15 protein-coding genes, 2 tRNA genes and 1 other RNA gene are annotated in these 24771 nt (G+C 56.0%); 12 read left to right on the plus strand and 6 right to left on the minus strand.

Annotated features, from left to right (window positions below; all coding sequences use genetic code 11):
• Positions 1–238 precede the first annotated feature (238 nt).
• Positions 239–1555, minus strand: a complete 1317-nt coding sequence (gene eno / locus PREMU_RS11325) for a phosphopyruvate hydratase (protein WP_007575461.1) — start codon at positions 1553–1555, stop codon at positions 239–241.
• A 387-nt stretch (positions 1556–1942) separates the two neighbouring features.
• On the opposite strand from eno, the gene PREMU_RS11330 reads away from it, so the two are divergent.
• A complete protein-coding gene (locus PREMU_RS11330; RefSeq protein ID WP_007575462.1) occupies positions 1943–3085 on the plus strand; it encodes a CobW family GTP-binding protein in 1143 nt (380 codons plus the stop codon).
• Positions 3086–3460: 375 nt separating this feature from the next.
• Complete coding sequence (locus tag PREMU_RS11335) at positions 3461–5659, plus strand: RelA/SpoT family protein (RefSeq protein ID WP_007575463.1); 2199 nt, start codon at positions 3461–3463, stop codon at positions 5657–5659.
• Between the two features lie 702 nt (positions 5660–6361).
• Here the strand turns inward: PREMU_RS11335 and PREMU_RS11340 are convergent.
• A complete protein-coding gene (locus PREMU_RS11340; RefSeq protein WP_007575464.1) occupies positions 6362–7648 on the minus strand; it encodes a GH25 family lysozyme in 1287 nt (428 codons plus the stop codon).
• Positions 7645–8559, minus strand: coding sequence for a hypothetical protein (locus tag PREMU_RS11345; protein WP_007575466.1), 915 nt, complete (start codon positions 8557–8559; stop codon positions 7645–7647). The genes PREMU_RS11340 and PREMU_RS11345 overlap by 4 nt, the downstream gene beginning before the upstream one ends.
• Positions 8560–8820: 261 nt before the next feature.
• Between PREMU_RS11345 and PREMU_RS11350 the strand changes: the two genes are divergently transcribed.
• Positions 8821–11157, plus strand: coding sequence for a glycoside hydrolase family 3 N-terminal domain-containing protein (locus tag PREMU_RS11350; RefSeq protein WP_007575468.1), 2337 nt, complete (start codon positions 8821–8823; stop codon positions 11155–11157).
• A gap of 91 nt (positions 11158–11248) precedes the next feature.
• On the opposite strand, the gene PREMU_RS11355 is transcribed toward PREMU_RS11350, so the two are convergent.
• Both PREMU_RS11355 and PREMU_RS11360 read right to left on the minus strand, forming a co-directional pair.
• Positions 11249–11851, minus strand: coding sequence for an OmpH/Skp family outer membrane protein (locus tag PREMU_RS11355; protein WP_007575471.1), 603 nt, complete (start codon positions 11849–11851; stop codon positions 11249–11251).
• A gap of 74 nt (positions 11852–11925) precedes the next feature.
• A complete protein-coding gene (locus PREMU_RS11360) occupies positions 11926–12120 on the minus strand; it encodes a hypothetical protein (protein ID WP_007575472.1) in 195 nt (64 codons plus the stop codon).
• A gap of 132 nt (positions 12121–12252) precedes the next feature.
• On the opposite strand from PREMU_RS11360, the gene PREMU_RS11365 reads away from it, so the two are divergent.
• The 5 genes from PREMU_RS11365 to PREMU_RS11385 all read left to right on the plus strand — a co-directional run bounded on the left by PREMU_RS11365 (position 12253) and on the right by PREMU_RS11385 (position 16265).
• Positions 12253–13704, plus strand: coding sequence for an aminoacyl-histidine dipeptidase (locus PREMU_RS11365; protein ID WP_007575474.1), 1452 nt, complete (start codon positions 12253–12255; stop codon positions 13702–13704).
• On the plus strand, positions 13701–14150 hold the full coding sequence (locus tag PREMU_RS11370; protein ID WP_007575476.1) for a hypothetical protein: 450 nt from the start codon (positions 13701–13703) through the stop codon (positions 14148–14150). Before PREMU_RS11365 ends, PREMU_RS11370 begins: the two co-directional genes overlap by 4 nt.
• A 77-nt stretch (positions 14151–14227) precedes the next feature.
• Positions 14228–14301 (plus strand) — tRNA-Arg (locus PREMU_RS11375).
• Between the two features lie 38 nt (positions 14302–14339).
• Positions 14340–14413, plus strand: a tRNA-Arg gene (locus tag PREMU_RS11380).
• Between the two features lie 520 nt (positions 14414–14933).
• Positions 14934–16265, plus strand: coding sequence for an alpha-L-fucosidase (locus PREMU_RS11385; RefSeq protein ID WP_007575478.1), 1332 nt, complete (start codon positions 14934–14936; stop codon positions 16263–16265).
• A gap of 85 nt (positions 16266–16350) precedes the next feature.
• Here PREMU_RS11385 and PREMU_RS11390 read toward each other — a convergent pair whose 3' ends face one another.
• Positions 16351–17769, minus strand: coding sequence for an MATE family efflux transporter (locus PREMU_RS11390; protein WP_007575479.1), 1419 nt, complete (start codon positions 17767–17769; stop codon positions 16351–16353).
• Positions 17770–17947: 178 nt separating this feature from the next.
• On the opposite strand from PREMU_RS11390, the gene PREMU_RS11395 reads away from it, so the two are divergent.
• The 4 genes from PREMU_RS11395 to PREMU_RS11405 all read left to right on the plus strand — a co-directional run bounded on the left by PREMU_RS11395 (position 17948) and on the right by PREMU_RS11405 (position 24768).
• Entirely contained in the window at positions 17948–18817 is an 870-nt protein-coding gene (locus PREMU_RS11395) for a sigma-70 family RNA polymerase sigma factor (RefSeq protein WP_007575481.1), read from the plus strand.
• A 186-nt stretch (positions 18818–19003) separates the two neighbouring features.
• Positions 19004–19407: a transfer-messenger RNA gene (gene ssrA, locus PREMU_RS14655) on the plus strand.
• Positions 19408–19596: 189 nt separating this feature from the next.
• Entirely contained in the window at positions 19597–20856 is a 1260-nt protein-coding gene (locus PREMU_RS11400; RefSeq protein ID WP_007575485.1) for an Nramp family divalent metal transporter, read from the plus strand.
• Positions 20857–21321: 465 nt separating this feature from the next.
• Positions 21322–24768: a SusC/RagA family TonB-linked outer membrane protein gene (locus PREMU_RS11405; protein ID WP_007575486.1), complete on the plus strand. Its 3447-nt coding sequence runs from the start codon at positions 21322–21324 to the stop codon at positions 24766–24768.
• Positions 24769–24771 lie beyond the last annotated feature (3 nt).

Here is a 24771-nt window from a genome sequence, read left to right on the forward strand (position 1 = left end):
CCGTTCCGTGCAGGGTGGCCCCCTGTGGGCCACCACAAGCAATGCCCCAACCGATATAATAAATCGGTCGAACATAATATTAGGTGGCCCACAGGATAAGCTTTTTCTATCATTTCATCATTCTAATAATGTCGAACATAATATTAGGTGGCCCACGGGGGGCCACCCTGCACACGACGATCCCGCATCGGCATGCCGGTACGGGATCGTCTATGGATGAATTCTCAATGTCTGAGGATTAGAGGTTGCGGTCCAAACGGTGATAACCGTAACGAGCCTCCGAGCCCAGTTCTTCCTCGATGCGGATGAGCTGGTTGTACTTTGCCATACGGTCGGTGCGGCTCATCGAACCGGTCTTGATCTGTCCGCTGTTGGTAGCCACGGCAATGTCGGAGATGGTGGTGTCTTCTGTCTCTCCCGAACGGTGAGAGGTGACGGTGTTGTAACCGTGACGGTGGGCCATCTCAATGGCTTCGAGGGTCTCGGTGAGTGAACCGATCTGGTTGACCTTGATGAGGATGGCGTTGGCCACGTGCATCTTGATGCCCTTCTCCAGGAACTTCGTGTTGGTGACGAAGAGGTCATCGCCCACGAGCTGTATGCGGTCGCCGAGCTTTGCGGTGAGTTTCTGCCAGCCTTCCCAGTCGTTCTCGTCGAGTCCGTCCTCGATGGAAGCGATAGGATACTTGTTGCAGAGCTCCTCGAGGTAAGCGATCTGGCCCTCGTCATCGAGCTCCTTGCCGTTAGGATCCTTCGGCATGCCGTTGGTGAGCTGCTTGTAGTTGTAGAACCACTTGCCGTTCTTCTGATAAGCGAACTCAGAGGAAGCGCAGTCCATTGCGATGGTGACGTCCTTGCCTGGCTCATAGCCGGCGTCCTTGACAGCCTGGCAGATACTCTCGAGAGCGTCGTCGATGCCGTTGAGTGCGGGAGCGTAGCCGCCCTCGTCGCCTACGGCTGTGGAGAGGCCGCGGCCCTTGAGCAGCTTGCCTAATGCGTGGAAGACCTCAGCGCCGCAGCGGATAGCCTCCTTCTCGCTCTTGGCAGAGCGTGGCTGGATCATGAATTCCTGGAAGGCGATGGGAGCGGAAGAGTGAGCGCCGCCGTTGATGATGTTCATCATCGGCACGGGGAGTGTATAGCTGTTGCAGCCGCCGATGTAGCGGTACAGAGGCATGTGCAGTGCCTCGGCAGCCGTGTGAGCAGCAGCGAGAGACACGCCTAAGATAGCGTTGGCGCCGAGCGTGCTCTTGGTAGGAGTGCCGTCGAGCTCCAGCATCTTGTAGTCGAGGCCGCGCTGGTCGAAGACATCCCAGCCCACGAGAGCGGGTGCGATGACGTCGTTGACGTTGGCCACAGCTTTCAGCACTCCCTTTCCGCCGAAGCGCTTCTTGTCGCCGTCGCGAAGCTCGAGGGCCTCGTTCTCACCGGTGCTGGCACCTGACGGGACACTGGCACGGCCCATAACGCCGTTCTCCAGTGTTACTTCAACCTCTACTGTAGGATTGCCACGGGAATCCAGAATCTCACGTGCGTGAATCTTTGAAATCTTCATTGTGTAAATGATTTATGTGTGTTAAAACAATTGTTTATCTTGTTACCTGCAAAAGTAATGCCTTTCCACTGAAAGACAAAGGAAACGGGACGTCATGACAGCCTGTTTTATGCTTTTTTAATGCTTTCGTGAACACGCATTCAAGGGTGGTGGTGCAGGGTGGCCCCCTGTGGGCCACCTCAAACAATGTTCGGCCGATGGAACAAGGGTTGGGACATTCTTCGTGGTGGCCCACGGGGGGGCCACCCTGCACTGTGACGATTCGTCCGGTGATCGAACAGGTGGCGGCCACATTACCTAAAAATAATGAAACTTACGGCGTTTATCACCATCTTTGGCACTTATTTTGTACTTTTGCATCACATACAACGATAAGTGAATCATAAAATGGAGAATAAGGAAACTCCCGTTTTGCTGCTCACGGGTTATTTAGGCAGCGGCAAGACCACGCTTCTCAACCGGATACTGAAGAATGAGAAAGGCATCCGTTTCGCCGTCATCGTCAACGATATCGGAGAGGTGAACATCGACGCCTCGCTCATCCAGGGCGGCGGCGTAGTGGGCCAGGGCGACGACTCTCTTGTGGCACTGCAGAATGGATGTATCTGCTGTACGCTGAAGATGGACCTCGTGCAACAGCTCAACGACATCATCAACCAGAAGAAGTTCGACTATATCGTCATTGAGGCTTCGGGCATCTGCGAGCCTGCGCCCATCGCGCAGACCATCTCCACCTATCCGCAGATGATTCCGGGGGAGATCATGAAGAACGGCGTGGCCCGTCTCGACGCCATCGTCACCGTGGTCGACGCCCTGCGCATGCGCGACGAGTTCGGTCTGGGCGACGCCCTGAAGAAGCCCGACATGGGCGAGGACGACTTAGCGAGCCTCGTCATCCAGCAGATAGAGTTCTGCAACATCATCCTGATCAACAAGGCCGCGGAGATCTCGCCCGACGAGCTGAAGCACCTCAGGGCCGTCATCAAGGCCATCCAGCCCAAGGCTGAGATTTACGAATGCAACTACGGCGACGTGGACTTCGACAAGATTCTCAACACCCACTTGTTCAATTTTGACAAGGTGGCCACGTCGGCGCGCTGGATTGAGGCCATGGAAGACGATGACGATGAGTTGGAGAACGCGGAGAGTGGCGAGGCGTTAGAGTACGGCATCGAGACCTTCGTGTGGAAACGCCGCCAACCGATGAACTTAGGTGACTTCGATGAGTTTGTCTCCACGAAGTGGCCCAAGGGCGTGATCCGTGCCAAGGGCATGTGCTATTTCGCCGACGAAAAAGAGACTTGTTATCTCTTCGAGCAGTCGGGTAAGCAGTTTAATATTACCAACGCGGGTCAGTGGTATGCCACGATGCCCGCCGGTGAGCTTCAGGATTTCCTTGAGAAGAACCCTGACGTGAAGAAGGACTGGGATCCCGTGGTGGGTGACCGCATGCAGAAGATCGTGTTCATCGGACAGAGACTCGACCGCAAGGCCATCGAGGCGGAGCTGGACGGGTGTCTGGCCGAGTAAGGACAATGTGCAGGGACGTCGTCGGCCGAACATATCGTCGGCCGGACATATCGTCGGCCGAACATATCGTCGACCGAACATATCGTCGGCCGGACATATGTGCAGGGTGGCCCCCTGTGGGCCACCACAAATCATGTCCCAATCATTGTGTTATCGGTCGAACGTTATTTGAGGTAGGGCACAGGGCCCTACCCTGCACTGCAGGAAGTGACCCGTCGGCCGGACATATGTGCAGGGTGGCCCCCTGTGGGCCACCACAGATCATGTCCTCAATCATTGTGTTATCGGTCGAACGTTATTTGAGGTAGGGCACAGGGCCCTACCCTGCACTGCAGGAAGTGACCCGTCGGCCGGACATTATTTAATCAGATAGAGATGGAAGAGATGCCTTTTGTTTTTTCCCGTGAAGAGCTCCATGAGGCGTGGCAACTTCGCCGCTACCTTATAGAGAAGGTGGGTGACGCCATGACGCAATCCGATAGGATGATGCTCCAGACAAGTCTCGGCGCCGCCATAGCCGATGGCCGCGTCAGGCGTGATGTCTTTGGCCTGAACCCCATCGTCACCGCTTTGGAGACGGCGCACATCTGTGTGGACGAGATAGGACTAAACCGTGATTCTGTCATCGCCACACTGCTCTGGGGATGCCGCTTCGACGACTTCGGAGAGATACAGTGTAAATACGGCGAGACCGTGGAGCATATCGTGCATGGACTCTATAAGTTACAGCATCTCTACGACAAGAATCCGGTCATCGAGAGCGATAACTTCCGCAACCTGCTGCTGTCGTTTGCCGAGGACATGCGTGTCATCCTCATCATGATCGCCGACCGTGTGTGCGTGATGCGCCTCATCCGCGACACGCCCGACAGGGCGGCACAGCACGAGGTGGCTGAGGAAGCATCGTATCTCTATGCCCCTCTGGCTCACAAGCTCGGCCTCTACACCCTGAAGTCAGAGTTGGAAGACCTCTCACTCAAATACTTAGAGCATGACGCCTACTACATGATCAAGGACAAGCTCAACGCCACTAAGGCGAGCCGTGACGCCTACATTGACCGCTTCATCGGGCCTATCCATGAGCGTCTGGAGCGGGCAGGGCTGAGGTTCCACATGAAAGGCCGCACGAAGTCAATCCATTCCATCTGGCAGAAGATGAAGAAGCAACAGTGCGGTTTCGAGGGTATCTACGACCTCTTCGCCATCCGCATCATCCTCGACGCGCCCTTGGAGAAGGAGAAGCAGCAGTGCTGGCAGGTCTACTCTATTGTCACCGACATGTATCAGCCCAACCCCAAGCGGCTGCGTGACTGGCTGTCGGTGCCGAAGTCGAATGGCTACGAGAGCCTGCACATCACCGTGTTAGGTCCTGAGAACAAATGGGTGGAGGTGCAGATCCGCACCGAGCGCATGGACGACATCGCCGAGCACGGTCTCGCTGCCCACTGGCGCTACAAAGGCATCAAGAGCGGAGGGCAGATGGACGAGTGGCTTGCCAACATCCGTACGGCATTAGAGGCAGGCGACAACCTGCAGGTGATGGACCAGTTCAAGATGTCGCTGCAGCCCGACGACATCTATGTCTTCACGCCACGCGGCGACCTGTTCAAGTTTCCTGCGCGGTCCACGGTGCTTGACTTCGCCTACCGCATCCACTCCAATATCGGTAACACCTGCGTGGGCGGCCGCGTCAACGGCAAGGCTGTCCCCATGCGGCAGGAGCTGCGCTCCGGCGACACCGTGGAGGTGCTCACCCAGAGCAGCCAGAAGCCCAAGCGCGACTGGCTTACCATTGCCGTCACACCCAAGGCCAAGTCGAAGATTCGTCTGGCCCTCAAGGAGACACAGCAGAAAGACGGGCTCTATGCCAAGGAGCTTCTGGAACGGCGCTTCAAGAACCGGCATATCGAAGTGGAGGAGAGCGTCATGGCACACTTGGTGAAGAAGATGGGATTCAAGGAGGTGTCTGACTTCTACAAGCAGGTGGCTGACGGCAAGCTCGATCCCAACGACATCATCGCCAGATACATAGAGACGCGCGACCACACCGAGAACAAGGATAAGGAGACGGTATCAGCCGAGCTGTTCAACTATGAGAGTCCGGAGGAGGAGCTGACGCGCGAGAGCGACGACGTGCTCACCATCGACCAGAACCTCAGGGGCATCGATTACCAGCTTGCACCTTGCTGCCATCCTATCTATGGCGATCCGATCTTCGGCTTCGTGACGGCCGGTGGCGGCATCAAGATCCACCGCTCCGACTGCCCCAATGCACCAGAGATGCGGCGACGTTTTGGCTACCGCATCGTCAAGGCACGGTGGGCCGGTAAAGGCTCGTCGAAATACGCCATCACCCTGCACGTGGTGGGACACGACGACATCGGCATCGTGTCGAACATTACCAACATCATCTCCAAAGACGAGAAGATCGTCATGCGGTCTATCAATATCGACTCTCATGACGGCCTCTTCTCGGGCAACCTCACCATTCAGGTCGAGGATACCGCGCGTCTCAACCAGCTTGTCAAGAAGCTCAAGGCGGTGAAAGGCGTGAGACAGATAGAGCGTATCTGAAGCAAAGGGTGCTCTTTGAGAAGAGAGATTACGGCAGCGGTCATCACTGTCTATGCAAAAAAGGAAACGGCGGCGAAAGGGTTCTTGCGGACCCTTTCGCCGCCGTTAAAATTCGCGACATGTCTTTTCCCATTTGGCAAAAAGTGCCAACATCCCAGCAGGGTGGCCCCCTGTGGGCCACCTAAAATAATGTTCGACCGCTTTATCATCGGTCGGGACATCATTTGTGGTAGGGCACAGGGCCCCCTGTGGGCCACCTAAAATAACGTTCGACCGCTTTATCATCGGTTGGGACATCATTTGTGGTAGGGCACAGGGCCCCCTGTGGGCCACCTAAAATAACGTTCGACCGCTTTATCATCGGTCGGGACATCATTTGTGGTAGGGCACAGGGCCCTACCCTGCACTGTAAGCGTCACGACTCCTCTTCGGAAGAATTTCCACACGGTATCGTCTGGATTGTACTTGCCTTTTCAGTGAGATGGCAACATGATTACACTTGAATCGCACGTCCATTACACTTGAATCGCAATGCCATTACACTTGAATCGCATCGCCTTTACACTTGAATCGCAATGCCATTACACTTGAATCGCAATGCCTTTACACTGTAGACGCGATAGCATTTTCCCGTCGACGCACTATGGCGGCGTAAGCATATAAATTTGAGGGAGGCCTGTGTCGGGTTTCGTGTGCAGGCTGTTATTTTTTCGTCACTCTTGCGAGCCACCGCCGGAACTCGTTTCTGTAGCCGTTGAAGACATTGATATCGGTGTGCGGTGCAATGCCGCGCACCTTTCCGTCAGGCGCGAGCTGCCATATCCACAGCTTCACGTCCGGCTTGTACTCGCCGTAGCGCGCTATCCACACGGGATAGGTCTGCTTGATGTCGGGCGCATAGTCGAGCCACCGGTTTATGAAGGTCTGACTGATGTAGAGGATAGGTCGCATGCCTGTCTCCTTCTCAACAATCTGCAACCAGTTTCTCACACGGCTCCACATAGCTCTTGCTCCGCCCATCTTTATCACCTGTGAGGGCAGTGGCTCCAAGTCGAGTACTGGCGGCAGGTCTCCTTTCTTGAAGTGGCTGTGGCTCAGGAAGTGCCAGGCCTGCTGTGCACCGGAGGTGCGATGCGTGAAATAGTGGTAAGAGCCCACGGGGTAGCCGTGGCTGCGTGCCGCCGCATAGTCGGAAGCATAGTAAGGATTCAGGAGTGACGCGCCCTCGGTAGACTTGATGAAGATGAACGAGACCTCGTAGTCGACGTGTCCGCTCACGTTCTTCTTCGACAGTGAGCCGAGGTGGGTGATGCGCAGGCGGTCCCAGTCGACGGAGTACCGCTTGCGTCCTTGTACATGCTGGTGCTTGGACAGGTCGATGCCGTAGACGCGCTCCGAGGTATAGTTGAGGCGCTCTCCCCTGTAGGTGTCGCGCAACCACTCGCCTACGCGGAAGTAGCGGTGCTGCGACGAGAAGCCAAAGCCCGTGCGGTGCCCGTCTTTCCATTGTCCTTCATAATAGGTGTTGAGGGTGTCGATGTAATGGCCGTAGCCGTGTGCGCGGAACTGACGGTCCATCTCGCCGTGGTAGATGCCTGCCGAGTCGCGTCGCATTGCCGTGACGAGGGTGTCGTGATCCCATTGTCCGATGACAAGTCGCCCCTCGCTATCTCTCACGGTGCCGCGTCCCTGCCGCATGCCGTTGTGCCAGCGTCCGCTGTAGAGTATGCTGTCGCCTAAGCTGAGCACGCCGAGGCCCTCGCGCTTGCCCTTGACGAGCTGTCCATGGTAGACGATGCCACCCTTGCCACGCACGGTGTGGATCTCATTGGTGTGGATGGTGCAAGCCGTGAGGCACAGAATGATAATGCTGAGGAATATGGTCCGTTGAGGGTTGAGAGTTGAGGGTTGAGAGTTATGATTACTATTATGCTCATTGCGATGCTCTCTCTCTTGTATTTTTCTTTCTTTAGCGAATAGGCGGTTCATTGCAGCACCTCCTTTCCATGGATGATTCCGATGAAGCGTCCGTGCTTGGTGAAGACCGGCGCGCCATCGACGGCAAAGAGGCTTGGCACGTCGTGCTCGTGGCCCTGCCAATAGTTGCCGGCGGCGATGACAGCGTGATAGCGCAGTGTGGTGTCCTCCGGACAGAGCCGTACGGTGACGATCTTGCGGTGCTCGGTGGCTCCCCAGGGCACGTTTCGCACGGCGTAGACGCCCCAGGGCTTTGTCAACCGGCGGGTATGGATGATGAATGTCTGTGCCTTGCCGGAGAGTGGCACCACTACCGGTGCGCATGCTACGCTGTGCCGGCGGTTGCTGCCGTTGTACCAACTCACGTGGTAGGTGGCGCGGAGCATCAGCCGGCTCTGCCTGGCCGGATGGAGATGTCCGGCGCTGTCGGTCCGGCAGATGTGGCGCAGCTCACCGACGACTTGTTTCAACGAGTCGGTCATCCGGCTCTGACGGCTGGCGTAGGCGGCGATCTGTGTGTAGCCCTCGTCGACAATGCCGTGGGAGCGGAGATAATAGATGAGCTCCTTGCGCTCGGTTTCTTTGCGGGCTAAGAGGCTGACGAGGGAATCGCACACTGCCGGCACCGAGTCGGCATGCAGCGTCGACGTGGGGCCGATGGTGAGCACGCGGCCGTCACAGCTCGCCCACCACCAGTGACGGTTGATCCATACGCCCTGTTGCCGGACGGAATCGCTGTTGAGTGCCACTGTGTCCCTCCCGCTGACAAGGCACACGTCGACACGTCCGTCGACAAGGCACGCGCTGCGGCGAAGGTCGGTCTCGGAAGCAGGCATGGCCCGAACGACAAGCCATACCAGTGCCGTTAAAAGCAATAGGGCGGAAATAATGAGTATCTTATAATGGAATAATCTTAACTGCATCACGCTCTTCTTTGAAATGCAAAATTACAAATTCTTTCCATACCTTTTCCTTTGAAACCGAAAATTAATTTGCGTGATTGTCGCCAAAAACAGTCTTGAGGGAATATCATCGGAGCCGTTTTTCGCCAGAAAAAATACGGTATGGGCGCATTTTTTTAGGACAACCGGCATGTCGTCTTGGATATTTTGTGTAAGTTTGCGAACCGAAACCTATGCTTACGCTTGCGCTTCTGCAACTAAAACTCAAAATAATCAAATATTGTGTATAGAAAAACTCTTTTTCTCACCCTTTCTCTTTTCGTTGGCCTCTGCGCTGTGCAGGCCAGGGGTGTACTGCCTTATCGCGATGCCTCACTGCCTGTATCGGATCGTGTGAGCGATCTCTTGGGCCGCATGACGCTGCAAGAGAAGATCGGACAGCTGCGCTGTGTGCTTGCCTGGGACTATTATGACATTCTCAACCGCCGGAAGGTAGAGCCGTCGGCATCGTTCAAGCAAGCCGTCGCTGACAGTCATATCGGCATGTTGTGGGCCACTTACCGCGCCGACCCGTGGACGCGCAAGACCCTGGGCAACGGTCTCAACCCTCGTCTTGCTGCCCTCTGTGGCAATGCCCTGCAACGCTATGTTGTGGAGCATACGCGTCTCGGCATTCCTCTCTTCCTCGCCGAGGAGGCTCCTCACGGCCACATGGCCATCGGCACCACCGTCTTTCCCACGGGCTTGGGCATGGCCGCCACCTTCGACCGTGATGTCATCCGTCGCGCAGGCAGCGTTATCGCCCGTGAGATGCGGCTCCAAGGCGCCCACATCAGCTATGGACCCGTCATCGACCTCTGCCGTGAGCCACGGTGGAGCAGGGTGGAGGAGAATATGGGTGAGGACCCTGTGCTGGCCGGAGACATCGCTGCGGCGGAGGTAGAAGGCCTCGGCGGCGGTGACTTGTCGAAGCCCTATGCCACCCTTCCCACCCTGAAGCATTTCATCGGCTACGGCACCACCGAGGGTGGACACAATGGCGCACCCACCTGTCTGGGTCAACGCGAGATCAGACAGTTCTTTCTGCCGCCTTTCCGCACGGCCATCAAGGCGGGTGCCCTGTCGGTGATGACGAGTTACAACAGTCTCGACGGCGTGCCCTCGACGATGGACGACGGCTACCTCAAGGGTGTGCTGCGGCAGGAATGGGGCTTCAAGGGTTTCATCGTGTCCGACCTGTACAGTGTTGACGGCATTGCCGTGAATCACCGTGTGGCGTGTGACCTCACGGAGGCTGCGGCGATGGCACTCAACGCCGGCGTCGACGTGGATCTCGGCGGCCGCTCTTATGCCCACTTGGAGGAGGCTCTGCAGCGTGGGCTCACCACGCAGGCCGTCATTGACACAGCGTGTGCCCGCGTGCTGCGCATGAAGTTTGAGATGGGCCTCTTCGAGCATCCTTATGTAGACCCCGCAAAGGCTGTCGCCGGCGTGCGCACTCCCGACAACGTAGGGGTGGCCCGTGAGGTGGCTCTGAAATCGGTCACGCTGCTGAAGAACAACGGCGTGCTGCCTCTCGCCCGCAACCTCAAAGTGGTACTCGTGGGGCCTAATGCCGACAACGTATATAATATGTTAGGCGATTACACGGCACCGCAGGATGCGGGCAACGTGAAGACCGTGCTCGACGGTCTGCGCCGTTATCTGCCCGACTCACAGCTGAGTTACGTGAAAGGCTGCGCCATCCGCGACACCACGGCCAATGGCATTGCCGCGGCAGTGGCGGCGGCGCGCCAGGCCGATGTCGTAGTGGCTTGTGTGGGAGGCAGCAGCGCGCGCGACTTCAAGACAAGTTATCAGGCGACCGGTGCCGCCACGGTCGGTGCCGCTATCCTGAGCGATATGGAGTCGGGCGAAGGTTACGACCGTGCCACCCTCGGACTTCTGGGCCTGCAAGACCGTTTGCTCCGTGAGCTGAAAGAGACAGGCAGGCCCCTCGTGGTGGTCTATATAGAGGGCCGCCCGCTGCTGAAGAACTGGCCGGCGGAGCATGCCGACGCCCTGCTCACAGCCTACTATCCCGGGCAGGAAGGCGGCGACGCCATTGCCGACGTGCTCTTCGGCGCTTACAATCCCGCGGGACGATTGCCCATTTCCGTGCCCCGCGCCGTGGGACAGCTGCCGGTGTTCTACAACAAGAAGGCCGTGGCGCAGTCCTATGTCGAGATGTCCGGACAGCCGCTTTATGCCTTTGGCTACGGCCTGAGCTACACCACGTTCCGCTATTCCAATCTCCACATCACGCAGCGTGGGCCGCAACAGTTTGACGTGTCGTTCGACGTGACCAACACCGGCAGCCGCGACGGTGATGATGTGCCGCAGCTCTACCTCCGCGACGAGGTGGCGTCGGTGGCGCAGCCCGTGATGCAGCTCCGTGCTTTCGACCGCCGTTTCATCCGGGCAGGGGTGACCGAGCACTTCGTCTTCCATATAGGCCCAGAGCAGCTCAGCATTGTAGGCCGTGATATGCGGGAGATGGTGGAGCCCGGCGACTTCACTGTCATGGTGGGCCCGAGTAGCGACCATATCGCCCTCAGAGAGCGCTTCGCGGTGAAATAAGACATAAAAAAAGCAGCCCCGCTGGGCTGCCAAAAATAAATCTAATAGTTAGGGTCCCGACATGTCACATGCCAGTCCCCAGATCTTCTTATTACTTTTTCTGTGTTGCGGGCTTACCTTTGTAAGCCTTATTGAGTCCTGCCACAACCTCTGTGGTGATGTCGTAGGCCTTGTCGGCGTAGAGCACGTTGTCGCCCTGCTTGGCGAAGATCATGCCATACTTGCCATCCTTGTTGAACACGGCGAGATAGTGCTGGATGGAGTCGTGCAATGCTTGGTTGTACTTTGCGGTCTCAGCCTGGAACTCGTTGCTCAGGCGCTGGTTGAGAGCCTGCAGATCACCGCTCTGCTTCTGCAGTCCGGCCTGAATAGCCTCAGCCTGCTCGCGCGTGTAAGCGTTCTGCTGCACCTTCTGCTGGAAGTTGGCAGCCGCGCCCTGCAGTGCCTGCTGGCGGCTGGCAAGGGTCTTCTGAATGTTCGTGCCCTTGAGATTGAGAATCTTGGAGTAGTCTTTGCAGAACTGATACTGCGTCATGATGGAGTCTACCTCCACGTAAGCAATCTTTGTGCTGGCAGCCTTCGTCTGCGTTGTCGTCGTCTTTTCGTCCATCTTGGGCGCGCTCTTGTTGCAAGATGTCAGCCCAAACGTCGTGACCACGGCGAAAGCCACGGCGAAGAGAATGTTCTTCTTCATATTTCTGTGTATTATCTGAGTTCTAATGATTCACTACCGTCTTCTTCCTTCTCACTCTTCTTTCAGACATTTAATTATCTGAACCTTCCCGCTGCCCGCATCTCACGGTCCTCATCGATGACGCAATGGATGCCTCTGTCTTTCATAGCCTGGGAGTCATGGATGTGCATCGATGAGAAGCGTCCGTTCTTCTGCAATAGGACCTTCACGGAGAGAAGTGCTATCGATATAGCAATTATTAACACCGAGAGGAGCAACATTTCTATCATATTTTGCTAAATTTGCAGTGGATTTATGTGTTATGCGCTGCAAAGATAGCGTTAAATAAACAAATGACAAAGAGATAACGCAACAATTTAGAGTTTTATTACCAAAAAATTCAATATTAAATAGTATAGATTATGGCAGAATTAAAACCCGCCCGCGTATTCGAGCAATTCGCGGCTATCAACAAGATACCGCGTCCGTCGAAGCATGAGGAGAAAATGATCGAGTATCTCAAGGACTTTGGCCAGCGCCACCATTTAGAGACCATTGTCGACGAGACCGGTAACGTGCTCATCCGCAAACCCGCCACCAAAGGCTATGAGGACCGCGCCACCACTATTCTGCAGAGCCATATGGACATGGTCTGCGACAAGTTGGTGGATGTGGAGTTCGACTTCCATAAAGACGCCATCCAGACCTATGTCGAGGGTGACTGGATGCACGCCAAAGGCACCACTCTCGGCGCCGACGACGGTATCGGCGACGCCATCGAGTTAGCCATCCTCGATTCCGACGACATTGAGCATGGACCCATCGAGTGTGTCTTCACCCGTGATGAGGAGACACAGCTCACCGGCGCGCTGGGCATGAAGCCCGGTTTCATGACCGGCGACTACCTCATCAACCTTGATTCGGAGGACGAAGGACAAATCTTCATCTCCTGTGCCGGCGGCCGAAGCACCATCGCCACATTCCATTTCCAGCGCGAGAACGCTCCTGCGGGATTCTTCTTCTTGCAGGCTACGCTCAAGGGACTCAATGGCGGACACTCCGGTGACGATATTGAGAAGAAACGCGCCAATGCCATCAAGGTGCTCGCACGGTTCCTCTATCTGGAGCAGAAAAAGATGCCTGTGCGCCTGGCCCAGTGGAATTCCGGCAAGATGCACAATGCCATCCCGCGCGATGGAAAAATCATCTTCGCCGTACCTGAAGACAAGAAAGAGCAGGTGAAAGCAGACTGGAACGTCTTCACCGCGCAGGTAGAGGACGAGTATCACGTCACCGACACACACATGAAGTGGCATCTGGAGAGCACCGAGGCGCAGAGCGTCATGCCCGAAAAGGTGAGCCGCAACCTTGTCAGCGCACTACAGGCCGTGGACAACGGTGTCTTCGCCATGTGCCAGGACAAGGAGTTGGAATGGATGGTGGAGACCTCCAGTAACGTGGCCAGCGTACAGAGCGAGGCCGACAAGGTGGAGGTGGTGAGCTCGCAGCGCTCAAACGTCACCTCTAATCTTGACAATATCTGCAATACGGTGGAGGCAGCCTACGTGCTTGCCGGAGCCGATGTGGTGCAGACCGACGGCTACCCTGCCTGGCAGCCGAAGCACGACTCGCAGCTGCAGCGCATTGCCAAGGAGACTTATCGTAAGCTCTTCGGAAAAGACCCTGTCGTGCGCGGCATCCATGCCGGACTGGAGTGCGGACTCTTCTCGGAGAAATACCCCAACCTCGACATGGTGAGCTTCGGACCCACGCTGCGCAATGTGCACACACCGGACGAGTGCCTCTACATTCCTACCGTGCAGATGGTGTGGGATCACCTGTTGGAGATTCTGAAGAACATTCCGAAGAAATGAGAATCGGGAAGTCAGCACGACCCATGACCGGCCTGCCCGCAGCCCTATACGGCTTGCTCGCGGGCCGGCAGTTGCTGCACACGGCCGCCGTGGGCCTGGGCTTTCTTGTCCTGACGCTTACGTCCTGTGGCGAGGTCCATAGGGCCAAGGGTCATGTGGAGCAGTTCATGAAAGGGCCGATGTCGCTGGAGCAGGCCGACCGCATCGCGTGGTCGGACCTTGACTCCACACATCATCTCACCGACTCCATGCTGCAGGTGATGCGCCGCACGGCGGAGCAGACGCAGCTCGTCAAGCCCGGCACCGCCTATCAACCACGCACGGCGAAGTTGCGAATGCTTACGCTGAAATATGCCGTAGGGAAGGATACGCTCATGGCTACGTTCTATCTCGACGATCAGCTCACAGGCATTGTCGGCGTGAAGCGTACAGCCATGGTGAAATAGCTTAGAAAAATAATCACGAAATTATTTGGTCATTCCATTTTTTCGCGGTAACTTTGCAGACACTTACAAAAAAGTATGGCTCCGTAGCTCAACTGAATAGAGCATCTGACTACGGATCAGAAGGTTCCGGGTTTGAATCCCAGCGGAGTCACTTCTTTTCGTTAGCACGCATATTTTTAGAGATGGTTTGGCTCCGTAGCTCAACTGAATAGAGCATCTGACTACGGATCAGAAGGTTCCGGGTTTGAATCCCAGCGGAGTCACTATTACAAAGGCCAACAAGGCAAAAAGAGGAGTTTCCTTCGGGTGACTCCTCTTTTTGTATCTCCGCGTTGCAGTGCAGGGTAGGGCCCTGTGCCCTACCACAAGCAATGTCCTAACCAATAGGAATTGTCGAACATTGCAGTGCAGGGTAGGGCCCTGTGCCCTACCACAAATGATGTCCCTAATCGGTCGAACGTTATTTTAGGTGGCCCACGGGGGGCCACCCTGCACTTGAATTCACGGTCCCTAATCGGTCGAACATTATTTTAGGTGGCCCACGGGGGGCCACCCTGCACTTGAATTCATGGTCCCTAATCGGTCGAACGTTATTTTAGGTGGCCCACGGGGGGCCACCCTGCACTTGATTTACAGCCAGGTGTCCCCGTTTTTGTGACAGCCAACACTTGTTTTTTTTACTTTCGCTCTCTCTTCTGAGTATTTTGCCTTACCTTTGCGCACAATAACCCTTCCCCATCTCCGCTTGAACAGCGTTTTTATTTGACTCATGTATTACGCATCATGAAAAGACTATTCATTGCTATCACCCTTCTCGTCCTGATGCTTCCGTCAGTCGCGCAGAAGGACGTCTCGTTGAAACTCGACCCTGCCAAGGCCCAATGGTTCCGCGAAGCCAAGTTCGGGATGTTCATCCACTGGGGCCTCTATTCCATCTTCGCCGGCAGCTACAACGGTCACACGCTCCCCGATGCCACGCTGCCCAACGGCAGGAGCTGGTATGCCGAGTGGGCCGAGAAGCGGCTGCAGATCCCCGATAAGGTCTATCGGGGCAAGGCCAGGGAGTTTTCCACGCCCCGTTACAATCCCGACGAGTGGGTGCGCCTGGCCAAAGAGGCCGGTATGCGCTATCTTGTCATCACGGCCAAGCATCACGACGGCTTTGCGCTGTGGGACTCGAAGGTCTCCCATTTCGACGTGGAGCTCACGCCCGGCAAGAAAGACCTGTTGGCGCCGTTGGTGAAGGCTTGCAGGAAATACGGACTGAAATATGGATTCTATTATTCTCACTGGGAGGACTGGGAGCATCCCGGCGGGGCCAAGCCCGAGTGGGAGAAGCAGCCCACCGACGCCGAGTACCAGAAATACTGGGAGGAGAAAAGCCTGCCGCAGGTGAAGGAGCTCTTGGTCAACTACGACCCCGACCTGCTGTGGTTTGACACGTGGGGCTCTGAGAGCACGCTGCTCACGCCCGCGCGGCGCGACGAGCTCATCCGTCTGGTGCGCACCTACAGCAAGAAATGTCTCATCAACGGCCGCATCTGCTATACCAATCCCGGTGACGATGTCGACTTCTTAGAGATGATGGACAATGAGTACCCTGCCGCCCTGCAGGACAGGCCCTGGCAGACGCCCGCCACCATGCAGCAATCCTGGGGATACCATGCCAGGGACTACAACTGGAAACCGGCCAGGCAGATGCTGACCTATCTCGTGAGCAACGTCTCGAAAGGCGGCAATTATCTGCTCAACATCGGCCCGAAGGCCGACGGCACCCTGCCCTTGCCGGCTGTGCGTCGCCTGCGCGAGATGGGCGGGTGGATGGCGGCCAACGGCGAGGCCGTCTATGGCACGTCGCCCGTACACATCGAGGCACCCGCCGACGTCTTTCTCTCACAGAAGACGGAGAACGGAAAGCACTGGCTCTACGTCTTCCTGACACGGCCCATGAGCCAGCTCACCCTTCCTGTGAAGGCTGTCGGCGGCTGTCAGGTGTTGGAGACGGGGCAGCCTGTGGACTGCACTGCCACCAGTGGCGGCTCTGTCAGCCTGGCAATTCCCGACGGTGTCTTCCGCGACGGCTCCATCCAGGTGCTGAAGCTGGAAATCGAGTAAATCTTCCGACCCTTTGCCTTTACACTGTAGAGACATTGCCTTTACAGTGTAGAGGCATCGCCTTTACGGTGTAGAGGTATCGCCTTTACGGCGTAGTGGCAATGCCCTTACGCCGTATGAGCACATGCTGGATGGCTCCGCGAAGGGCGAGATAGACGATGAAGGCGAGCCACAGCATGTGGTTGGCCACCGGTGAGCCTTGCACGCGACTGGGCAAGAGTAAGACTGTGCCGAGGATGACGAAGAAAGCCGCCGACGCTGTGGCACTCGACAGCAGCATGCCGCGCGTGGCGGTGAGGCCGATGAAGATGCCGTCGTAGACGAAAGCGGCAAAGCCCGCCAGGGGGATGAGCCACGTCCACCAGGCAAAGGCTCCGGCCGCGGTACGCACAGTGGCATCGTTGGTGAGCAGTCCCACGAGCCATTGGCCTCCGAAGACATAAGCCACGGTGAACGCCAGGGCCAGCCACAGCCCCCAGCCGAAGAGCAAGCGGCGCGTCACGAGGCTGAGGCCGGCGCTGTCGCCGGCACCGACATACTTTCCGCCCATGGCTTCACCGGCAAAGGCGAAGCCGTCCATGACATAGGAGAAAAGCGAGTAGAAGGTCAGGAGCAGCGTGTTGACGGCGAGCATGACGTCGCCCTGCCGCGCGCCGGCTGAGGTGAAGGCGAGGTTGACAGCCACGAGACAGACCGTACGGAGGAAGATGTCGCGGTCGGTGCGGAAAAAGACGCGCCACGAATAGCGCTCCGTGCGGTCGGCAGGGCGCTTGCCGGCCGGTGCCTGTAGGCTCCGCAGCTTGCGGCGCAGCAGGGCGGCGGAGAGTGCGACGCCGCTCCATTGCGCCATGAGGGTGCCTAAGGCGATGCCTTCCACCTTCATGCCCATGGCGAAGACGAAGAGCAGTGAGGCCGCAATGTTGACGACATTCTGGAAGATAGCCACGGCCATGGGCACGCGTGTGTCCTGCATGCCGATGTACCAGCCGTTGAGACTGTAGAGCGAGAGCATGGCCGGTGCGCCCCAGATGATGATGTCGAAATAGGCTGTGGCCAGCGGCCACACGTCGGCGGAAGGGTGGATGATGCCCATGGCGGCCTCGCGCAGCGGCCATTGCAGCACGAGGAAGGCCGCGGCAATGCAGAGCGAGAGCGTCAGCGAACGGCGCAGGAGGAGACGGAGGCCCTCAGCGTCGCCGGCGCCGAAGGCCTGCCCTGTCATGCCGCTCGTACCCATGCGCAGGAAGCCCATGAGCCAATAGATAATGTTGAAAATCATGGAACCCACCGAGATGGCCGCTATATAGCGCGCCGATCCTAAGTGCCCGGCAATGGCCAAGTCGACCAGGCCAAGCAGCGGCACGGTGATATTGCTTACGATGGAGGGTATGGCGAGGTGTAGAATCTCTTTGTCGATAGGGAGCATGGCTTCTTTTTTGGGGGCGGGCACGCCGTGTGCCGGCCTCTTCTCTGGGTTGGCGCCGCTGACAGTCGTTGCTGTCATGCGGCGTTTCTTGATCGCAAAGGTAAGGTAAATCCTGCAATGAGGGAAGGATTCTCCCGTTTTTTTTCGTGTCTCACCCCTTTACAGCTGTGGCGGAGACCGTCTCGTGGCCGGTCTTATGTTTTGGTATGCTTTTTGCTTATGACGTTGCTGAATGGTATAGAAAGGAAATTTCAAAATGAGACAACTTAAGATTTCACATAGCATTACCAACCGTCAGGGTGAGGCATTGGATCGTTATCTCGGTGAGGTATCCCGCATACCGATGGTGAATCTTGACGAGGAGACACAGCTCGCTGATGAGATCCGTCAGGGAGGCAAGCGCGGAGAGCGTGCCAAAAACCGCCTGATAGCGGCCAATCTCCGTTTTGTCATCTCGGTGGCCAAGCAGTATCAGCACAAAGGCCTGTCGCTCACCGACCTCATCGACGAGGGGAATATCGGCCTGGTGAAGGCGGCTGAGAAGTTTGATGAGACCCGCGGCTTCAAGTTTATCAGTTATGCAGTGTGGTGGATCCGGCAGAGTATCCTGCAGGCCATCGCCGAGCAGAGCCGCATGGTGAGACTGCCGCTCAACCAGGTGGGTGCGTTGACGAGAATCAATAACGAGATAGAGAAGTTTGAGCAGAAGAACCACCGCCGGCCCTCGGCAGAGGAGTTGTCCGACATCACCAACATCGGCTCCGACCGTATCGAGAACACTATCAACGCCGACCTGCGCCACATGAGCATCGACGCGCCTTTCACAGACGGCGATGACAACTCGCTGGCCGACCTGTTGCCCTCATCTGACGACACCCTGAACAACATCGTGGAGAAGGAAGCCATCGACGAGGATCTCAAAGCTGTATGTGACAAGGTGCTCAAGCCGCGGGAGACCGTCATCCTGTACAAGAGCTTCGGCATCGGCTGTCAGGAGGAAGGACCGGAGGAGATCGGCGCGCAGTTGGGCCTTACCCGCGAGCGCGTCAGGCAAATCAAGGAGAGGAGTATTGAGAAAATCCGTGAGAGCGGATACAGCCGCATCCTCTCAAAGTATCTCGGTTGAGCGCTCCGACATGGCGGCAGCGGCTTTGTGGCCTTTGCCCGTGCGGGTGCGGGCAGGCCTGGCCGGTGCCATGCTGTCAGGAAACAGTCGGACAGGGCAATAAATGTCAGCACAAACATTTTTTTTATAAAAAGTTTGGCGGTTACGTTGAAAGAGCGTAACTTTGCCAAAACTTCATTCAATTCTGGGCTTGTATGGATTTGACGGCAAGACGAAATTGTATGTAAGCACGCGGAGCCTCGTTGGCTTGCTCCATAATCTGAGTGAACAACAATTTAATTGGCGAAAACAATTACGCTCTCGCTGCCTAATCGAAGTACAGTAGATTACTGGCTTAATCCCTGCGCCAGGCGCGGGGACGGGACATCGCTCCGAGGATCTTTTTCCGAATCCGGAGAGTAAGCGGTGCAGAATTCAATCGGGAATAGTCACGGGTGGCCCCACACCCCTGATGAAATGCTTTTAGGGGATAAGACGGCAGTTGGTGGTCCGGGTCTTGCTGTCGTACGAAAATGAAGGCCGGAATAAGCGTGTAGAAAGCATATGGCTTCCTTGTTCGGACCGGGGTTCGACTCCCCGCAGGTCCACTTTCTCTTTTTTATCAACACCATCATTAAGAAAGGCAATTATGGCAACAGTTCACGACTTTAGTCTGAAAGACAGGAACGGTTGCGTGAGTGGCCTTCTACAGTTCAGGAAAAACGAGGCTAAGAGGAGGCGTGTACGCCTTCTCTTAGCCTGGGTTAAGGAGCGGGAGGGTGTTATAACCGTCGTCAAAAATGTGGAATTTAATTAAGGAACTCTCGCGTCGCGACCATCCCCGTGTGCTGGGAGCTCTTGACATTTTTAAGTATATAGGTCCAGGACTGCTTGTCACTGTGGGCTTCATTGACCCTGGCAACTGGGCTACGAATTTCGCCGCGGGCTCTGATTATGGCTATGCCCTGCTGTGGGTGGTGACCCTCTCCACCGTCATGCTGATTGCCCTGCAGCACAACGTGGCCCATTTGGGCATTGTCACGGGTTTGTGTCTCAGCGAAGCAGCCGTGAAGTATGCGCCGCGATGGGTGGGACGGCCTATCGTGGTGAGTGCCATTCTGGCCTCTATTTCCACATCATTGGCAGAGATTCTCGGTGGAGCCATCGCCATGCAGATGCTCTTTGGCATGAGCCTTCCCATGGGAGCTGTGCTCACCACGGTCGCCGTGCTCATCATGCTCTTCACCAATGGCTATAAGCGCATGGAGCGCGCCATCATCGGTTTCGTCTCGCTTATCGGTCTTTCATTCATCTACGAGCTCTTCCTTGTGGATGTTGATTGGAAGTCGGCGGCATTCAGTTCCTTTGTGCCTTCCGTGCCCCAGGGCTCTCTGTTGGTTATCATGAGCGTATTGGGTGCCGTGGTCATGCCACATAATCTCTACCTTCACTCCGAAGTGATCCAGAGCCGTGAGATCCATCTTCGGGGAGACGACCGCATCCGCTACATGCTCCGTTATGAGTTCTTTGACACGCTCTTCTCGATGCTTGTGGGCTGGGCCATCAACTCGGCGATGATCATTCTTGCAGCCTCCACCTTCTTTGCCCACGGCGAACATGTGGAAGAGCTCTCACAGGCACAGGCCTTGCTGCAGCCGCTGCTCGGCAACAATGCCGCCAACATCTTCGCCATTGCTCTTCTCCTGGCAGGCATCTCCAGCACGATCACCAGCGGTATGGCGGCAGGAAGCATCTTCTCAGGCCTATTCAGCGAGTCATACAATATCAAGGACACTCACTCCGTGGTGGGCATCGTGCTGTCATTGGGTGTAGCGCTGCTGCTCATCTTTGTTATCGGCAACCCTTTTCAGGGACTGCTTTACTCGCAGATGTTTCTTTCCATACAGTTGCCGTTTACAGTTTTCCTCCAGGTGTCGCTCACTTCTTCGAAACGGGTCATGGGCAAGTATGCCAACAGCCGGTGGAACACATGCTTCCTCTATGCCATCGCCTTGCTTGTTACGGTGCTGAATGTATGGCTGTTAGTAGAGAGCCTGTAGGCCCGGCATGTCTCTTTTTCCTTATTGCCATTACGGCGTAAAGGCATTGCCATTACAGCGTAGACGCGATGCCTTAACGGCGTAGACGCGATGCCATTACAGCGTAGACGCATCACGATTACGGCGTAGACGCAAAACGGAGAAGTTGAGACGCCTGAAGACTGCGATTTGCACACAGGCGGATGCTTCTTCTCTTTAATTATGGTGTAAGAGCCTCGGCCGGTTCTCTACATCATTTTTTTTGCCTCTTTTCAAAAAAAATCTCTTAAAAAACAGGTTAGTTTCTTTTTATTTTCTTATTTTTGCACATAAACACGAAACTGTTTAACTGAGATAGTTCTATTTACTTGACATAATATGTTGCCAGCCAATGATTTGGTAAATTATAGATAAGTCCCTCTCGATAAGAGGGATTTAAAATGCCTTTTTAATTAACACATTGTTTAACCTTCAAATTATGTTGTAATGAATAAAGAACACCAGACTGTCAAGCCTTGCCTTCGGGTACTTCTTGTCTTTATGATGATGTTCATGGCTGTGTCGCTATCAGCTCAGAGCGTCAGCGTGAAAGGGACTGTGATGGATGCCAACGGTGAGCCGGTGATCGGTGCCACGATTCTCCAGAAAGGCTCCTCGAATGGCACGGTCAGTGATGCCAATGGTCAGTTCACGCTTAGTGCCCCCAAGGGCAGCACCCTTGTGATCTCCTCCATCGGCTATGTGAGCCAGTCGCTGGCAGTGAGCGGGCTGAACAACCACTTCACCGTCACGCTGAAAGACGCCTCCAAGAGCATCGACGAAGTGGTGGTCACCGCTCTCGGCATGAAGCGCGATGTCAAGGCCTTGGGCTACGCCATGACCGAGCTCAAGGGCGATCAGCTTGACGCTAACCTTATCAACCCCGTTCAGGCACTGCAGGGCAAAGTGGCCGGCGTGGAAGTGGAGAGCTCCGACGGCGGTATGTTTGGCGCCTCGAAAATCCTGATCCGCGGCGCCTCGACCCTGAACAAGAACAATCAGCCTATCTATGTCGTTGACGGCGTGATTCTTGACAACGGTGTCGTGGACAACGATGCTGACTGGGCCAGCGGCGCACAGAACTACGGAAACGAACTGAAAAATCTCAACCCCGACGACTTCGAGTCAGTGTCTGTGCTGAAAGGTGCCGCAGCCACGGCTCTCTACGGCTCACGCGGTCTGAACGGTGCCGTCGTCATCACCACCAAGAGCGGAAAGGGAAAGAGAGGTCTGGGCATCGACTTCACGCAGACCTTCGGCTTCGATAAAGTCACACACCAGCCCGATCTGCAGAACGAATACGCGGAGAGCTTCTTCTATAACTCCAGCCACACCGACGCGCTCAACTACAACGATCTGTACTGGACCAACGCTGACGGCTATGTCTCTTACAAGGTCCTGAGCAACTACGGGGAGACGGGTACGGCTTTCGGACCGTCGTTCGACTATATCAGCAAGAACGCCAAAGACGGAAAGATGGAGCTTTACGACGGAAAACTCTACGATGCCAAGGCTTACAAGAACAACTTCAAGGATGCCTATGACACCGGTTTCAGCACCAATACCAACGTCGCCATATCTGGCGGCAACGACCGCACCACGTTCTACACCTCGCTGTCCTACCGTTACAACAATGGCACGCTGCCCAACAACGACTTCCGTCGACTGAGCTTCCTGGCGAAGGCCTCGCACAAAATCACGAAGGATGTAGAGGTGGAGGCCAGCATGACCTATGCTTATTCAAGGCCCCGGAACGCACAGCTCAACATCGGTGAGAACTTTATCAACGGCACCTGGGACCGCATGTACGATGCCAAATACTACCGCGACAAGTACAAAGGCGAGCAGGGAGGACTGGCCTCGACGACTTACGGTGACACTTGGGGCTTCGTACCCGGAAGAGGTACCTGGTGGAGCATCTGGGAAAACAACTATTATCGCAAGGAAACCGTGTTTCGTCCCGACCTGAAACTGACGGTGAACTTCCTGCCTTGGCTCAAGTGGATTTCTGAAGCCAACTACAACTATTACTTCGTACAGGGTGAAGGCAAGTACCCCGGCTCCGGTTACCGCAACCAGGGCGGCGGCTACGAATTGTCGCAAAGCCGCAAAGAGCAGATCAATGTCAACACCAACCTCATGGTCGACAAGCAGCTCAATGAGGACTGGCGCCTCAATGGCTTCCTCCGCTATGAGCTTTACAACAGCTACGGCGCCTACAACGGAGCTTCTACCAAGGGCGACCTCATCGTGCCTAACCAGTACTTCCTCAACAATGGCGTGAAGGGCTACACGGCTTCAGCCACAGTTTCCAACACCAAGACCATTCAGAGCGTTGCCGCACAGGTCGGCGTGAGCTGGCGAGACCAGGTGTTCCTCGATGTCACAGGCCGCAACGACTGGTCGTCGGCTCTTGTCTATGCCGACGGACACGGTCATTTCAGCTACTTCTACCCCTCTGTCAACGCCTCATGGCTGATATCCAACACGCTGCGTAATGAGCTTCCGAAATGGATCAGCTTCTGGAAACTGCGCGCCAGTTATGCGCAGGTGGGTAACGATACCGATCCCTACACCATCAATTCAGCCTACGGCCTGGAGAGCTACAAGCTTGGCGACAACAACATCTACGCCACATCGCTCTCAAACACTACCTATAGCCAGGACCTCAAGCCGGAGCGAAAGAAATCGTGGGAAATAGGCACCGACATCCGGTTCCTCAACAACCGCATCGGCCTGGACGTCACTTATTATAAGGAAAACACCACCGACCAGATCATGACAGTGGCTATTCCTTATGCCAGCGGATACAGCAACGCCCTCATCAACGCCGGAAACATCCAGAATGCCGGCGTGGAGATAGCCCTCAACACCACGCCTTTCGTCAACAAAGACTGGCAGTGGGACCTCAACTTCACTTACACCAAAAACAATTCCAAGATCAAGGTGCTCTCTGACCTGGTGACCAACTACATCACGCTCAACGGCACGCCCGACTATGGCAACTACCGTGTGGGCTCCGTGGCTAAGGTCGGCGGCACATATGGAGAGCTGTGGTCCGATTCCGCCCCGCTGCTCGATGCCAAGGATGAGAGCGATCCTTCAGACACCAAGCAGCACTCTGGCCTGCCCGTGCTGAGGATGAACTACTACAATGCCGGCTACATGACCCCGGTTATGGCACGCAGCGGCAAGGTGCAGAAGGTGGGCAACTCCGTCCCCAACTTCCTTGGCAGCGTCAATACCACCTTGCGTTACAAGCGGTGGGCACTCTCTGCCAGCTTCGACATGCGCTTCGGAGGTAAGGTGGCTTCGTTTGGATCACGCTATGGCACGGCCAATGGCTACACCAAGACTTCCCTCATGGCACGCGATGCCAGCCACGGCGGCGTCACCTATACATCGGGATTCGGATCCAAGCAGACTTACGACAATGGCTATATCCCCAACGGAATCGTGCTCACAGGTACGAAAATCTTGCAGCCTGACGGCTCTGCCTACACCGTTGGCACCGGACAGTATGACACGGGTGAGACCTATGCCGAACTCGTGGCCGCCGGACACGCCCAGCCTGCCAATGCTGCCGGATGGACCTACTTCCAGAACTCATGGGGCCAGGGCGTCATCAACGACAGCTGGTTCAAGACGCTTAACTACATCGCTTTCCGCGATCTCTCGCTTTCTTATCAGTTCAGTTCACATGTGGCCAGCCTGATTGGAGCCCGGCAGTTGACCCTTGCCGCACAGGCACACAACCTCGGCTATCTGCTCAACTCAATGCCCAACCATGAGAATCCCGAGGCTGTGGCAGGTACCAACGCCGCGGAGTTCCGTGTCCGCCAGTTCGCTGGTGTCACCACAAGCTTCACATTTACCATCAAGGCCACTTTCTAATTG

This window comes from Hallella multisaccharivorax DSM 17128 (assembly GCF_000218235.1).
GTDB lineage: Bacteria > Bacteroidota > Bacteroidia > Bacteroidales > Bacteroidaceae > Prevotella > Prevotella multisaccharivorax.

Excerpts from the sequence above, each read along its gene's own strand:
- PREMU_RS11330 (WP_007575462.1), top strand. The coding sequence starts at position 1,943 with ATGGAGAATAAGGAAACTCCCGTTTTGCTGCTCACGGGTTATTTAGGC.
- PREMU_RS11355 (WP_007575471.1), bottom strand. The coding sequence starts at position 11,851 with ATGAAGAAGAACATTCTCTTCGCCGTGGCTTTCGCCGTGGTCACGACG.
- PREMU_RS11395 (WP_007575481.1), top strand. The coding sequence starts at position 17,948 with ATGAGACAACTTAAGATTTCACATAGCATTACCAACCGTCAGGGTGAG.
- PREMU_RS11390 (WP_007575479.1), bottom strand. The coding sequence starts at position 17,769 with ATGACAGCAACGACTGTCAGCGGCGCCAACCCAGAGAAGAGGCCGGCA.
- PREMU_RS11360 (WP_007575472.1), bottom strand. The coding sequence starts at position 12,120 with ATGATAGAAATGTTGCTCCTCTCGGTGTTAATAATTGCTATATCGATA.
- PREMU_RS11335 (WP_007575463.1), top strand. The coding sequence starts at position 3,461 with ATGGAAGAGATGCCTTTTGTTTTTTCCCGTGAAGAGCTCCATGAGGCG.
- PREMU_RS11400 (WP_007575485.1), top strand. The coding sequence starts at position 19,597 with ATGTGGAATTTAATTAAGGAACTCTCGCGTCGCGACCATCCCCGTGTG.
- PREMU_RS11370 (WP_007575476.1), top strand. The coding sequence starts at position 13,701 with ATGAGAATCGGGAAGTCAGCACGACCCATGACCGGCCTGCCCGCAGCC.
- PREMU_RS11365 (WP_007575474.1), top strand. The coding sequence starts at position 12,253 with ATGGCAGAATTAAAACCCGCCCGCGTATTCGAGCAATTCGCGGCTATC.
- PREMU_RS11345 (WP_007575466.1), bottom strand. The coding sequence starts at position 8,559 with ATGCAGTTAAGATTATTCCATTATAAGATACTCATTATTTCCGCCCTA.
- eno (WP_007575461.1), bottom strand. The coding sequence starts at position 1,555 with ATGAAGATTTCAAAGATTCACGCACGTGAGATTCTGGATTCCCGTGGC.
- PREMU_RS11340 (WP_007575464.1), bottom strand. The coding sequence starts at position 7,648 with ATGAACCGCCTATTCGCTAAAGAAAGAAAAATACAAGAGAGAGAGCAT.
- PREMU_RS11405 (WP_007575486.1), top strand. The coding sequence starts at position 21,322 with ATGAATAAAGAACACCAGACTGTCAAGCCTTGCCTTCGGGTACTTCTT.
- PREMU_RS11385 (WP_007575478.1), top strand. The coding sequence starts at position 14,934 with ATGAAAAGACTATTCATTGCTATCACCCTTCTCGTCCTGATGCTTCCG.